General features: G+C 51.8%; 12 protein-coding genes and 1 pseudogene. 4 read left to right on the forward strand and 9 right to left on the reverse strand.

Going from position 1 to position 12,994, the window contains the following annotated elements; all coding sequences use genetic code 11:
- The 3 genes from INT22_RS12870 to INT22_RS12880 form a co-directional block, all read right to left on the reverse strand.
- The coding region (locus INT22_RS12870; protein ID WP_193068348.1) for a hypothetical protein at nucleotides 1–590 on the reverse strand (590 nt) is incomplete at its 3' end.
- Nucleotides 591–641: 51 nt separating this feature from the next.
- The gene (locus INT22_RS12875) at nucleotides 642–3,206 is read right to left on the reverse strand and encodes an ABC transporter permease (protein WP_193068349.1); all 2,565 of its coding nucleotides are present in this window, start codon (nucleotides 3,204–3,206) and stop codon (nucleotides 642–644) included.
- Nucleotides 3,199–4,050, reverse strand: a complete 852-nt coding sequence (locus INT22_RS12880) for an ABC transporter ATP-binding protein (RefSeq protein ID WP_226912702.1) — start codon at nucleotides 4,048–4,050, stop codon at nucleotides 3,199–3,201. The genes INT22_RS12875 and INT22_RS12880 overlap by 8 nt, the downstream gene beginning before the upstream one ends.
- Here INT22_RS12880 and INT22_RS12885 point away from each other — a divergent pair.
- On the forward strand, nucleotides 4,049–4,720 hold the full coding sequence (locus tag INT22_RS12885; protein WP_193060332.1) for an arylesterase: 672 nt from the start codon (nucleotides 4,049–4,051) through the stop codon (nucleotides 4,718–4,720). The genes INT22_RS12880 and INT22_RS12885 overlap by 2 nt on opposite strands.
- Nucleotides 4,721–5,037: 317 nt before the next feature.
- On the opposite strand, the gene INT22_RS12890 is transcribed toward INT22_RS12885, so the two are convergent.
- A complete protein-coding gene (locus tag INT22_RS12890; RefSeq protein WP_193060333.1) occupies nucleotides 5,038–5,913 on the reverse strand; it encodes a DMT family transporter in 876 nt (291 codons plus the stop codon).
- Nucleotides 5,910–6,179 carry a SelT/SelW/SelH family protein gene (locus INT22_RS12895; RefSeq protein ID WP_193060334.1) on the reverse strand — a complete coding sequence of 90 codons (270 nt, stop codon included), beginning with the start codon at nucleotides 6,177–6,179 and terminating at the stop codon, nucleotides 5,910–5,912. Before INT22_RS12895 ends, INT22_RS12890 begins: the two co-directional genes overlap by 4 nt.
- A 381-nt stretch (nucleotides 6,180–6,560) precedes the next feature.
- Between INT22_RS12895 and INT22_RS12900 the strand changes: the two genes are divergently transcribed.
- A complete protein-coding gene (locus INT22_RS12900; RefSeq protein WP_193060335.1) occupies nucleotides 6,561–6,998 on the forward strand; it encodes a PAS domain S-box protein in 438 nt (145 codons plus the stop codon).
- A gap of 154 nt (nucleotides 6,999–7,152) precedes the next feature.
- Nucleotides 7,153–7,365 (forward strand): PA3496 family putative envelope integrity protein, encoded by a 213-nt coding sequence (locus tag INT22_RS12905; protein ID WP_089039365.1) that lies wholly within the window; start codon nucleotides 7,153–7,155, stop codon nucleotides 7,363–7,365.
- 548 nt (nucleotides 7,366–7,913) lie between these two features.
- Here INT22_RS12905 and INT22_RS12910 read toward each other — a convergent pair.
- The gene (locus INT22_RS12910; RefSeq protein WP_193068350.1) at nucleotides 7,914–9,293 is read right to left on the reverse strand and encodes a DEAD/DEAH box helicase; all 1,380 of its coding nucleotides are present in this window, start codon (nucleotides 9,291–9,293) and stop codon (nucleotides 7,914–7,916) included.
- Entirely contained in the window at nucleotides 9,290–9,901 is a 612-nt protein-coding gene (locus INT22_RS12915) for a hypothetical protein (protein WP_146779533.1), read from the reverse strand. The genes INT22_RS12910 and INT22_RS12915 overlap by 4 nt, the downstream gene beginning before the upstream one ends.
- A gap of 97 nt (nucleotides 9,902–9,998) precedes the next feature.
- Here INT22_RS12915 and INT22_RS12920 point away from each other — a divergent pair, with 97 nt between their 5' ends.
- Nucleotides 9,999–10,271: a helix-turn-helix domain-containing protein gene (locus INT22_RS12920; protein WP_193068351.1), complete on the forward strand. Its 273-nt coding sequence runs from the start codon at nucleotides 9,999–10,001 to the stop codon at nucleotides 10,269–10,271.
- A 201-nt stretch (nucleotides 10,272–10,472) separates the two neighbouring features.
- Here INT22_RS12920 and INT22_RS12925 read toward each other — a convergent pair whose 3' ends face one another.
- On the reverse strand, nucleotides 10,473–10,700 hold the full coding sequence (locus tag INT22_RS12925; protein ID WP_113269876.1) for a hypothetical protein: 228 nt from the start codon (nucleotides 10,698–10,700) through the stop codon (nucleotides 10,473–10,475).
- Between the two features lie 365 nt (nucleotides 10,701–11,065).
- A pseudogene (locus INT22_RS12930) lies at nucleotides 11,066–12,994 on the reverse strand (DNA-directed RNA polymerase subunit beta'); the annotation flags it as partial.

The raw sequence follows: 12,994 nt of genomic DNA on the forward strand, positions 1-12,994 counted from the left end.
TCCAAGTCATTAAAATCGGCACTGACGCCCTGCATATCGAACAAGCCAATAGCGCTACTGCTGACCTCTTCAAGCGTCAGCGTTTCAATGTGCAACTGCCCCTCAAGCGGGGGAGAGTCTAGCTCACTAAAAAACTCATCCGCTGCCTCACCCTGTAGGTTTAGCGTGATGTCACGCGCATTCAGCGCCTTCCATACCATGCCTGGCGCACTCATTTCATCAATCGACGGCACGGCTTGCACTGCGTTAGGCAGTTCAATGGAGGCGACGCTGAAAAAAGGCAGCGAGCTGCCAGCCTCGCTAACGGCCATACCATCAATAACTACGTTATCAGGACGATGATAGTCGCCTTCAACGAGATAGCGTTCGATAGTAAACACGTCGCCATTGGCATAAGTGATAGCAATGTCTTCAGCAATAACAGCCTCAGACTGCTCATACACTTGGGCAACTGTGAATGCGCTCGCTTCATTGCCAAGCCGCTCGCGAAGCTCCGCTTCAAGTTGCTGAGGCGACGCATTCACCGCACCGGAAAGTAGCAGCAACGAAACCCCAGCCGTCAGCTGGCGATGACCTAAAGACACGGGCATGTCATGACCTCCTTGTGAGAAGCGCTAAGCATAGCACTTGGCAACGTGCTGTTAAGCTTCTCCAAGCAACCCCAAACTCGCCGCAGGCGCTTGACGCCGCAGGCTATAAGAAAGGGCATGTCCGATAATGCCAATCAGTAATGCGCCCCCTAAGGGCAGAACTAACCATAAGCTCACATGTAGGCGCGGTGTTAAATCAAGCCAATAGAGATAAAGCGCGGCAGTGGCAAACTCTGCAAGGAAGGCCCCCATCAAACCGCTGGCAAAACCGAGCAGCGCATATTCAGCACCTTGTACCCGTGAAATCATTCGGTTACCTGCACCAAATACACGCAGCAAGCCGCTCTCATGGGCGCGTACCGGCCGGCTAGCCGTCAGTGCTGCATAAAGCACACTAACGCCAGCCATCAGAACCAGAATAAGCACTAGCTCCACTGCTCGGGTGACCTGGGTAAGCACCTCGCGCACTTGGCCTAAGATGGCATCCACGTTGAGCAGTGAGACACCTGGAAAATCATTGACTAATTGTCGGATTAAGCTCTGTTCTTGCTCTGGCAAGTGAAACGCGGTGATAAAACTATGGCCAAACGATTCAAGCACGCCCGGTGGAAAAATAACGAAGAAATTTGGGTTAAAGCTATCCCAGTTAAGGCTGCGCAGGCTCTCAATACGGGTAGTGATGGTATCACCGCCGACGGAGAACGTTAGCTCGTCGCCTAACCCAAGGCCAAGGCGCTCTGCTAGTCCATCTTCCACCGAGATGGGCACAACGTTAGCAGCTTCCTGAGGCGTGGCCTCCACCTCACTCATCCACCCCTGTGGCTCACGCGGTTGTGAAAACCACTCTCCGGCGACGACCTGATTACCTTCGGGCAGCTCTGATTGCCAGGTAAGATTCAGTTCACGGCGCAGCGAGTTATCACCTCTGGCATCAGGCGGAACGGCTTCTATCGGCGGCTGACCGTTAATAGCACTGATTCTTCCGCGCACCATTGGGTACAGCGTGCTTTGGGTCTCCACCCGCGGAGCAACCGCCTCTTCGAAGGCATCTCGCTCACTGGGCTGAATATTGATAGCAAAGTAGTTAGGGGTATTCGCCGGCAACTGATCTTGCCAGGTGGACAATAAATCCCCCCGCACCAGTACGATCATCGCCATCGCAAAAAACGTGACCGAAAACGCCAGCAGTTGCCCAAGCCCTGCCTGCTTTCGGCGGGCCAGCTGCCTGCCGCCCAACCGAAACGCTTGGCCCCACTCACTTCCACCGGAAAGCCGTTGAACAGCTTTCAACAGGCCGTTTAGCAACAGCGTGCTAGCCATCCATAGAAGCCCTAACAGGGCCGCACCGCCAATGAGTAAAGCCAGTGCAAGCGAAAAACTGCCTGAGTAAAGCCACAACAGGCCACCAAACACTAGACTCGCCACTCCCACTACTAACCAAGCAGACGGTGGTAGTGGGTCAAGCTCACGACGCAACACTTTCAGCGCACTAACACGCTTAATGCGTAACAGTGTGGGGCCAGCAAAACCAACCAGTACCGCAAGTGCAGTAAAAATGCCCAGCCAGAGCGGCATAATGCCGGGGGGTGGTAAAGTCATAGGCAGAAAACTTGTTAACAGCCACAGCAGCACAGCCTGACCAATAAGCCCTAACAGCGCTCCAATAATTGCGGCCATCAGTGCGAGTCCCATTAGTTGCAGGGTAAAAATAGTCACCAGTTGATATTGACTAGCGCCGAAGCAGCGCAGCAACGCCGCGGTGTCTAGATGGCGTTCAACGTAACGACGAGTCGACATAGCCACCGCGACGCCCGCTAATAATACCGCCGCCAATCCGGCAAGCCCAAGATAACTCTCAGCGCGTTGAAGCGCGTTGCCTAACTGAGGACGGTCAACACGTACATCACGTACGTCTACCCCATTACGTTTTAGTTCGGCCAGCAAGCCCTGTACTTGCTCCAGTGCTGTAGGAGGCCCAGCAGCAAGCAGTTCAAGCTCGAGCCGTGACCCTAACTGCACCAATCCTGTTGCTTCCAAGTCGGCGGTATTGAGCATTAAACGAGGATTGAAATTACTAAAACCAGCCGACTGATCCGCCTCGCGCTCGATAATCCCACTAACAAGAAGTTCTGTTTGGCCTACTTGAACACGGTCGCCTATCGCAATGTCAATCAGTTGCGCTAACCGCGGGTCTGCCCAGGCTTCCCCAGGCAGCGGACCTGATGCAATCTGCTCAACCCCGTTGCCACGATCCACATGGGAAACGCCATAGTGAGGATAGACTTCATCCACCGCTTTCAAGCTAGCTGGCTGGAAGCGCTCACCACGACTAATCATTGACACCAGATCAACCTGATCACTCAGCGTAAAACCCGCTTGCTCTAGCGTGGTGCGTAGCTCCTCAGAGAATGGCTCGCGCTGCTCAAGAACTAAGTCGCCACCCAGCATCTGACCTGCTTGGCGCTCTAACCCACGTTCCAGGCGATCTAAAAAAAAGGCGATCATGGTAGAAGCGGCAACTGCCAACACCAGCGCGACAAACAGCGCGCGAACATCAGCGGCACGTAGGTCACGCTTCAAACTACGTGCCGCAAGCCGCCAGTTTATATCACTCATCGCCACCCCCGCTGGCAGCAGCGGTTGGCTCGAACGGCATCAACTGCCCGTTAGCCAGGCGCAAACACCGGTCGCAGCGGCGGGCAAGTGCGTGGTCGTGGGTCACTAAAATTAGCGTCGTGCCCGCTTCACGGTTCAGCGTGAAAAGCAGGTCAATAATCTGTGCGCCCGTATCGGGATCAAGGTTACCTGTTGGTTCGTCGGCAAAGACTAGCTCAGGGTCGGTAACGAATGCGCGAGCAATGGCAACGCGCTGCTGCTCGCCTCCCGAAAGCTGTTTAGGCAGATGCTCTGTGCGCTCACCCAGTCCGACTCGCTCAAGCCATTGAGCCGCTGCCTGAGTTTCTCCCGCTCTGGGAGACAACTCCAACGGCAGTAGCACATTTTCTAATGCACTTAACGTCGGTAGTAGCTGAAAGTTTTGGAATACAAAACCGACTCTTCCGGCACGCAACGCTGCACGCCCATCTTCATCCATTCGGCTCAGCGGCTGGCCAAATAGCGTGAGCTCACCATCACTGGGCGTATCCAACCCAGCCAATAACCCTAGCAGGGTCGACTTACCAGCACCGCTTTTACCAAGAATGGCAACACTTTCTCCCGCGGCCACGCTGAGCGAAAGGTCGTGTAAGATAGTTAGCGAACGCTCTCCGCTCCTCACCTGTTTAGATAGTTTCTCAGCATGCAGGACTGGCTGGTGAGCTTGCTTGTGAGGAACATTACTAGCGGTGATGGTGTCGGTGGTGGGCTGATGCGAAGAGGCAGCATCGGTTGGCAAATTAGCGGTTGGGTCCAAGTGGGCTTTTGGATCCAAATTGGCTTGTGGATCAGAGGAGTAAGACATGAAGCATGGCATCCCTATAGCGAGGCAAAGACTGAACCGCATGGTAACCGGAGGGTTGCTGGCACTGATAGTCATCTTTAGCGCACCAGCACTCAGCGCCGACCAACGCCCAACACTTTTAGTCATGGGCGATAGTCTTAGTGCCGCCTATGGTATAGAGCAAGAAATGGGTTGGGTAACGTTATTGGCTGAGCGGCTAGATAGTGAAGCCCAGGTTATCAATGTCAGTATCAGCGGTGAAACGACGTCCGGTGGTGCACAACGATTAGCTAACATTATCGGACAACGACAGCCTGATATCGTTCTGTTAGAGCTTGGCGGCAACGATGGATTACGCGGCCTTCCGCCTGCTCAAATGCGTTCTAATCTAGCTGGCATGATTGAACAAAGCCAACAGGCAGGTGCTGACGTACTGCTTCTCGGCATTGATATTCCGCCCAACTATGGCCAAGCCTACCGTGATGCCTTTACCGGTGTTTTTCATTCGTTAGCTGATGAGTATGACGTACCTCTCGTGCCCTTCTTGTTGGAAGACGTAGCGCTTAACGAGCAACTGATGCAAGATGACGGCATTCACCCCACCGCAGCAGCTCAACCCATTATTTTAGACAACGTTTGGCCAGCACTTGAACCTCTGCTCGATAGCGTGTTTCAAGCATCCGCCAAATGAGACAACGACAGTTCCTTTTTATCGTTTAACGCTAGCGCTTCTAAGCCACTAATCTTAAAGAGGCTCTGAGAAAAACCCTAACATCAGCGATAATGCGGCCATTGTCTTGCATAGATTTCAGTACTGTCATGGATCAGATCACCTTCTCCGAAGCTGAGTACCAGAACAAAAAGCGAAAGGCTCGTTATCGTGGGCTGGCCAAAAACACTCGGTACCTGCACTTGCTAGCAGCGTCGTTCAACAACCTGCTAATCAAATCAGTGAGAAATATCTGTGGGAATAGGGCTATTCCGCCCCCCCCCCTTAAGCTCCAAGAGCTAGGCTTTCGAAGATTGCAGCTGCTGCAGCGCTAGCCCTGAAAGGATCAGCATCAACCCTACCAACGTGGATGCCAACAATGGCTCATTGACAACCAGATAGAGCAGTAGCAGCGAAATAGGCGGCGAAAGAAATATCAGATTAGACACCTTGGCCGTACGCGAGACCTTGCGAACCGCCATCTGCCAAAGAATAAAAGCGACCCCCATTTCGAAAAGACCCACGTAGACACCCGCGCCTAAAGCTTGCCAGCCATGCCAACTGAACCCTGGCCCGACAATTAATAGCAGCGTTAAAACAGGCAAGCCGACGCTGAAGTTCTGCCATTGTGCGACCAAGGGCGCTCTTTCATCCCGTGCGTTGAGCAACCAGTAGAGCGCCCATAACAGCGTCGACACAAGTGCAAACACGACTCCAAGGGGGTCTGCGAAATCTACATTGAAAACATTACCGCGGGTTGCTATCACCCAGACCCCCGCGTAGGCAATGAGCCCCGCGACCACATCCACTCGCGTGAGCCGTTGCCCTAAGATCGGTACCGCCAGAAGCGCCATTGCCAGCGCCCAAGTATAGTTGAGTGCCATTGCCTCTTGCCCAGGCAGCCTATCGTAAGCGGCAAACAGCACTAGATAGTAGGCAACAGGATTCATCAACCCAGCCCATGCAGCGGTTCGCCAGCCATGGCGAAGGGCTTCTGTTAAATGCCCTTGCTTCACTACCAACACAAACATGAATGCCCAAGATACAAGGGCCGCGAGCCACATCAACTCTAGCGGACTCATCCAGGCAAGAGCGACCTTAAAAGCCGTAGCAACTGTCGACCATAGCGCCACCGCTCCAAGACCATACAGTATCGCTTGACGATCTTGGTTCATCGGTCGATATGCCCCAAATCCCGGGCTGGCTCGACCTTATCCCGCACGCGCTGCTTTAGGACCTTGATATCTGGAAAGCCACCATCGCGCTTTCTTTCCCATAGCAACGCCTCGTCGCACCATATCTCAAAGGTGCCACCATGAGAGGGAGACAAGGCAACCTCTGCAAGACTTTCGCCAAAGGTTGAAAGCAGCTCTTGGGCATACCAAGCACTGCGTAACAACCACTGGCACTGCGTGCAGTAACGTATTTGAATGCGTGACATACAGAGGTTCCTAAACGTTTTAATGTGGCATCCTTGTTTCTCATTCTGTCACCTTACATTAGCAACTGCCAAGGGAACGCAATGACCAAGGTAGGCGGGATAATTGGTGGATTGGCCAAATGGCCTGGTAGCGCTCCGCTGCTATTCTGCTTGCTGGGACAGCATTCGGTGCCATGTTATCAGCCCAACGATTACCTGAGGCAGAATAGCGCTGTCGATTGCAATGCATCACAACGCTCGCCATGATGGTAGGTAATTAGCGGTGATTAGCTGGGTTTTTGCTATTCTACCTTTATTAAGCAATATGAAATGCCGCTTAGCTCCGCGTTGATGGACAGCGCATAGCTTCGGAAGAACGAGAGCAGCAACAGGAACCCATTGATGAAACGATCTCCTTTGATCAGCCCTGTGTTACTCGAACGCATTATTGACGCCTCCGAGGATGGCATCGTCGTTGCAGAGCAAGAAGGCGATGAAAACATTCTGATTTACGTCAACCAAGGCTTCGAACGTCTCACCGGCTACAGTGCAGATGAAATTCTTTATCGCGACTGCCGTTTTTTACAAAATGAAGACCGTGACCAAGATGCACTGGTCTCTATCCGGGAAGCGCTGAAAGAGGGTCGCCCTTCTCGTGAAGTGCTGCGTAATTATCGCAAAGACGGCACTATGTTCTGGAACGAGCTCTCTATTACACCCGTTTATGACGAAGCTGATAACTTGATGTACTACATCGGCGTACAGAAAGATGTGACGGAACGCGTAGAAGCACAGCAAGCATTGGCAGCCATTCAAAAGCGCCAAGAGCTAGCAGAATAAACAAAAAGTAGCCTCAGGGGCTTGAACTTCAACCTAAGTGGCGGTATATAGCGGCTAAGCGCATAAAAGCGCCAGGCGCTTCTTGTTTCATCTATCGATTGAAAGAAGAAGCCGTTGTGATGCCGGTGCGCCGGCTTGGGTTGGAGGGCATACTATGAGCCGTGACCCCTTAAATCGTGAATCTTATGCCAGTGATGCAATCGATGCAGATGAGTTCGATAACTTAGACGCTGTTAACGATGACCACTACGGCAAAAGCAAACCCAGCAAAGCAGATACGCTTCGCGCCCGCCGCCAAGTAGAAGCATGGCTCGAGGAGCGCCGTTTGCAGCGCGCTATTGAAGATGATTGGGATGAAGAGGAATAACCTGATCGCCTCAACCGCTTTCATTGATTGGCAGCTTAGTTACGACGTCTAGTGACTCACGCACTAAGCCTTCACTAAGCTGCTGATCAACGCATACACAAGACTTATCTTCTACGCTTCTGGCCTTTACCTGCGCTGAGCACTATCATCTTAGCCCTATGCCAGCACACAGCTGCGACTCTTTTCTCCAACAACCTAACGGATTTCCATGGCGCAATACTCAGATCTATCCCATAAATTTTTCGTTAACTTTGATGGGTGGGTGGGTTGGAGAGCCCCAAAACAAGGAGCCTAAGTCATCGCTTGGAAAAAAATCCCGCTCAATTTCTGTAGAAAACTGGCACTTTAGTTAAATTTTAAGTTTATGAGACGAATTTAGGCTTCAAAACTTAACTTTTTAGTCACGCCATAAACTGCCGGTGCGGCGGTCAGTCGATACACACAAGGGTATTTTCATTCGCATGGAATGGGAGCGCTTCCGCTTGTTTGAGGCTGCTCTGTCAATGCTCATTGCGCTAGGTGGAACTGGTATATGAGGGTAGATGTGGCTATATCAGCGACAAGAGGTACTGCCGGTAGTATTGAGAAAAGCTCAGCGTCAGTAATGAAGCCTCATTAACTTGCAGCTCGCTCTTTCCATTCTGCTCTTTAACGGAAAGGGGTTTACCTTCACTTTCTTTTGCGCCTTCGGTATCGCCATTGGCACTTTCAGCGTGGGATTGGGTCGGACGGCCATTAAGCTTTTTTGCCTGCAGCGTGGATTGATCCTCGGGAAGATCATTCGCGATTCTTTGCGAGTATTTACGCAGGGTAGGTTCAGCGATCACGTATAGCCACGCCTCTCTGTCATCAGTACCCATCTTTCTTAAGATGCGACCAAGAACCTGCCTGTAGTGAAGCTCGGTACGAATGCGACTGAGGTAACAGCAAACTGAAAGACGCTGTATATCTGTGCCTTCAGAAATCATGCTAACCGCTACAATCCAGCAGGTGTTGTCATGCCGAAACCGGTCGATTAGTTGCTGAGCCCGAGGTGTTTTACTGGTGACCACAACATAGCTTTGATGCTTAGCATTCAGTATTCCAGCAATTTGGTGGGCATGCTCAATATCCGTTGCCACCACTAGCCCCCCAGCTTGAGGGGTCTTTCGTCGGGTTTCATTCAGCTGCTGAATACCTATTTCCAGCACAGCATTGAGGATGTCGTCATGGCGCAACAAGTCTTCGTAGCTAACGGGTGACTCACTGAGTAGTTGAGAGAAGCATGAAAACCCTCGAACAGACTCAGTGTTTTCTTTTTCCTCGACGAGCCTGATTAAAGGGTTATCGATCAGCGTAATCCGTGGGGCTCTGCAAACGCCCTCGTTCACAGCACTTTGTAGGTCATAACGATAGTCACAGATCAGCTGCCCTTCTGGATCAGAGTACCGTGCCAACGCGATAGGAAGGTCATCAGAACGCCAAGGGGTTCCAGACAAGCCGAGGGTATAAGTAGCTTGATCCTGGATATTCCGAATAATCTGCTGCCCCCATGTGTTACTAAGGAGAGGATCATGACCTGCGCAGTGATGAATTTCGTCGAAGATAGCTAATACGCGGAATTTTTTAAAAATATCCCAAAATTCTTCCTGTTGGTATTCCATGGACTGGTAAGTATAAGCGGCTCCTGCGGATGCAATGACGTTTCCAAAACGCTGATCTAAAACAGCCGAAAACGTGCGCTGCATACCTGCAACCACTTCCCGCGTAGGGGCAAAGCAGATAACGAAGTCGATAAGCTGTTCTTCGAGCAACCACTTGGCCAATTCGGCAGCAAAACGCGTTTTTCCGCTACCCGGGGTTGCCTGAACGAAATAATCACGGTGGCTCTGATAGTGTGCTTTGGCCTTGTCTAAACAGTCCGCTTGCCACTTCCGCAATACAATCATGAGCCACTGAGGCGGCTTATAGCCTTTTCTAAAGCACTGACATGGCCTAAAAGACGTGAGCTACGCTCGTGAGCACTGCGGTAGTCAATTGAAAGGCAATTATTAAGCTCCGGATGGTCCCTCATAAGCTGCTGGAAGGCCTCCACTTCCCCTAAAGCTTCCAAAAACCGGCTTTGCGCCTCACTTAACTTTTTTTCCAATACCGTGTAGCTATCGGCAGGCGCCTTTACTGCTTGTCTGTTCTCTTCGATATTTGACTGGCTCGCACCATTGATGAATGGCTCATTCGGTGTTTGAGGATGAGTACGTTGTAGCCATGAAGCAAAGTCATCTTCATCAGTCTCAAGATCAGCTTCTATCAACATAGAGCTTACATGGTACTTCTGACCGCGGCTCTTTACCTCACTGTCCTTCTCTACAAATTGGGCCTTAATTAACTTTCTTACGCGCTCATAAATAAAGCGACGCAGTGGCGCTTTATGAAATGGATTTACGTCGTATTGCTCAATGTACTGATCCCGAAGGCTTTGAACGCAGAATGTTACATTTTCTGGTTTCAGTAAGAGTTCAATGATTCGCCTATCTATGCTCGGGAGGTTACGGGACATGGGTATGGGCATCAAAGGAGTGAAAATACGGATTATAAGCCGTGGCTTGATAGGCCGCAACGCTCGATAGTCCTGCCTCATGACCAATGAGGCAGATATGGAAGAGCTGGCAGTCGCTATCGGAAAAAACATTAGGGAAAAGCGCCGAGCGAATGGCCTCTCTCAGGATCGCTTTGCATTAGTAGCAGGCATTGATCGTAGCTATATGGGGAAGATAGAGCATGGTGAGGTGAGCATCACCTTAGAGAAGCTATACAGGATTGCAGAAGCGTTGCATTGCGAGCCGATATCCCTGCTCCCTAAGATGTCTTCCATCCGCTTACAAACCCCTCGTAAGACTAATAAAGCCGGACTTAACGAAGGCCGATAACCGCTTCTGCGATGAGAAGAGGCGACTCAATGGCAGTTTGAGGTGGCGTTTTTGCTAGGGGTCTGCATCGTTCGTAACGATACACAAGAAGTCTCCGAGCCACCTACTTCCGCTAGTACAGCGCAATTTTCGTATTGATTGCCGTTATTAGCAGCATTGAGGGTAAAGCCGACTTTTCGAAATGCTTCTTTATCGTGATTTTCAGAATTCATCTTCATTAATTAATCGAAATACCATTCGCTTGGCATGGCTAAGGTCACTCTTAGGTAGCACGTGCCAATCGTACGCTTCGCTCCCCGGCACCATTTCCTGCCCCACTGCACAGCGATCTCGCTCGTAGCGAAATCTTGTGCCGGCAAGTGATTGCCACTCGACAACATTGTCACCGCTAAAAACCGGTTTGAGATCACTTATTTTTCGTATGCCCATCGCAGGAAGCCACCTAAAATAACTGGGGCTTTAATAACCTATTTTCTTAAGCAACGCCAATGCCATTCGTATGCGGATAGCAAAATGCAGCTGTCGGCCAAGAGCGGTCTTTTAGCACGTGTGCATATAAGTCCAACCATCTTTTTCAGCGTATCAGTCGCTTCGATGGCGCTCTCTAGGTGAACGTCAAACATGTTGGCAATCAATTACTGGGGCATAAGCGGCTCGCTGTTCGACAAGCGATCCAGGCTTAGCAACAGGCGACACAACTGCTCATCACAGGCTGTGATGTCGACTGTGAGATCTGGGCATGCAGCGCTTTGGTGTAACGCAGCAGTAGACTCACCAACCCGGGCATAACACACTCAGAGTTCATCATCAGAATCCAGCGCGGTCAGCATAGCACTCAGTTCCTGTTCGACTTCTGAAGCTGAAGGATTGAGCAGGCACTCAACATCTTCGCGCTTGCGACGACGCTCTGCGTGGTGAGTCAGACCGGTACCTGCCGGAATCAGACGCCCAACCACCACGTTCTCTTTCAGGCCACGCAGATAATCGCGCTTGCCGGTCACCGCTGCTTCGGTCAGTACGCGTGTCGTTTCCTGGAACGACGCCGCCGAAATGAACGATTCAGTGGCCAAGCTGGCCTTGGTGATACCCAGCAGCAAGCGTTGATACTTGGCTGGGAACTTACCGTCTTTCTCAAGCCGTGCGTTCTGCTCAAGTACACGCACGAGCTCTGCCTGATCGCCGGTGATGAAGTCAGAGTCACCAGAATCAGTGATCTCTACCTTACGCAGCATCTGACGCACGATAACTTCGATGTGCTTATCATTGATGCCTACACCTTGTAGACGATAAACGTCCTGTACTTCGGCAGTGATGTATTTGGCCAGTTCCGCGACACCCAGCAGACGCAGGATATCGTGGGGGTTGCTCGGGCCATCCGAAATGACTTCACCCTTCTCAACCGCTTCACCTTCGAAGACGGCGATTTGACGCCATTTCGGGATCAGCGCTTCAAACGGATCGCCAGACTCCGGTGTGATCGTCAAACGACGCTTCCCTTTGGTCTCTTTACCGAAGCTCACCACACCGCTGATTTCCGCCAGAATGGCAGACTCTTTCGGCTTACGGGCTTCAAACAGGTCGGCAACCCGCGGCAGACCAACGGTGATGTCCTTGTTACCGGATGCCTCTACCGGAATACGTGCAACCACTTCACCCACGCCGATGGTCGCGCCATCCTCCACGGAGATGATCGAGTTACCTGGCAGTAGGTACTGAACCGGCGTGTTGGAACCGGATACAGAGACGTACTCACCAGCGGCGTCTTTCAACATCACCATCGGGCGCTTGTCACGACCTGCCATCGGGCGTGCGGCCGATTCGACGACTTCGATAGAGGATAGTCCGGTCATCTCATCGACGCTACGGTGCATGGTGACACCCTCGTCGAGATCGATGAACTGCGCCTTACCTTCTACTTCCGCAATGATCGGGTGCGTGTGCGGATCCCACTTAGCCACTACCGCACCGGCATCAACCACGTCTCCGTCACGTACGGAAAGCTCAGCACCGTAAGGCAGCTTGTAGTACTCACGCTCACGGCCATGGTCATCGGCAACCGCCAAGGCGCTTGAACGAGACACAACAACCAGCTTGCCATCGGCACGCTCTACATGCTTGATGTTATGCAGGCGTACTTTACCGCCGTGCTTCACCTGAATATCAAAAACAGGCTGCTTAACCTGCAAAAAACTTGAACGCTTTTTACTATCTAATACGGATTGTATTCCCAGCTCGCCTATCGACTGAGCGGCAATAACACCGATCGCTTCACCGATGTTGACCTGATGGCCATGGGCAAGGTCACGACCGTAACAGGAGGAACATACGCCGTGAGCCGTATCACAGGTGATGGTCGAACGAACGATAATTTCGTCCACACCCATGGTATCCAGCGATGCACACCATTTCTCATCAAGCAGTGTATTACGCGGGATCAGTACCTCTTCGGTGCTCGGGTCAACCACGTCCTGCGCAACCACACGGCCTAGTACACGCTGAGACAGCGGTACGATGATGTCACCACCCTCGATGATCGGGTGCAGCGTCAGACCATTTTCGGTGCCACAGTCGGTCTCGGTGATCACCAAGTCCTGTGCCACATCGACCAGACGACGGGTCAGGTAACCGGCATTGGCCGTTTTCAGCGCTATGTCAGCTAGGCCTTTACGCGCACCGTGGGTCGAGATGAAGTACTGGAGTACGTTCAGACCTTCACGGAAGTT

The organism is Halomonas sp. 3D7M (genome assembly GCF_014897885.1).
GTDB lineage: Bacteria > Pseudomonadota > Gammaproteobacteria > Pseudomonadales > Halomonadaceae > Vreelandella.

What these genes read in the sequence shown, in the direction of transcription:
- INT22_RS12880 (WP_226912702.1), bottom strand. Translation starts at nt 4,050, where the DNA reads ATGTCTTACTCCTCTGATCCACAAGCCAATTTGGATCCAAAAGCCCAC.
- INT22_RS12910 (WP_193068350.1), bottom strand. Translation starts at nt 9,293, where the DNA reads ATGATTGTATTGCGGAAGTGGCAAGCGGACTGTTTAGACAAGGCCAAA.
- INT22_RS12905 (WP_089039365.1), top strand. Translation starts at nt 7,153, where the DNA reads ATGAGCCGTGACCCCTTAAATCGTGAATCTTATGCCAGTGATGCAATC.
- INT22_RS12920 (WP_193068351.1), top strand. Translation starts at nt 9,999, where the DNA reads ATGGAAGAGCTGGCAGTCGCTATCGGAAAAAACATTAGGGAAAAGCGC.
- INT22_RS12885 (WP_193060332.1), top strand. Translation starts at nt 4,049, where the DNA reads ATGAAGCATGGCATCCCTATAGCGAGGCAAAGACTGAACCGCATGGTA.
- INT22_RS12915 (WP_146779533.1), bottom strand. Translation starts at nt 9,901, where the DNA reads ATGTCCCGTAACCTCCCGAGCATAGATAGGCGAATCATTGAACTCTTA.
- INT22_RS12925 (WP_113269876.1), bottom strand. Translation starts at nt 10,700, where the DNA reads ATGGGCATACGAAAAATAAGTGATCTCAAACCGGTTTTTAGCGGTGAC.
- INT22_RS12875 (WP_193068349.1), bottom strand. Translation starts at nt 3,206, where the DNA reads ATGAGTGATATAAACTGGCGGCTTGCGGCACGTAGTTTGAAGCGTGAC.
- INT22_RS12890 (WP_193060333.1), bottom strand. Translation starts at nt 5,913, where the DNA reads ATGAACCAAGATCGTCAAGCGATACTGTATGGTCTTGGAGCGGTGGCG.
- INT22_RS12895 (WP_193060334.1), bottom strand. Translation starts at nt 6,179, where the DNA reads ATGTCACGCATTCAAATACGTTACTGCACGCAGTGCCAGTGGTTGTTA.
- INT22_RS12900 (WP_193060335.1), top strand. Translation starts at nt 6,561, where the DNA reads ATGAAACGATCTCCTTTGATCAGCCCTGTGTTACTCGAACGCATTATT.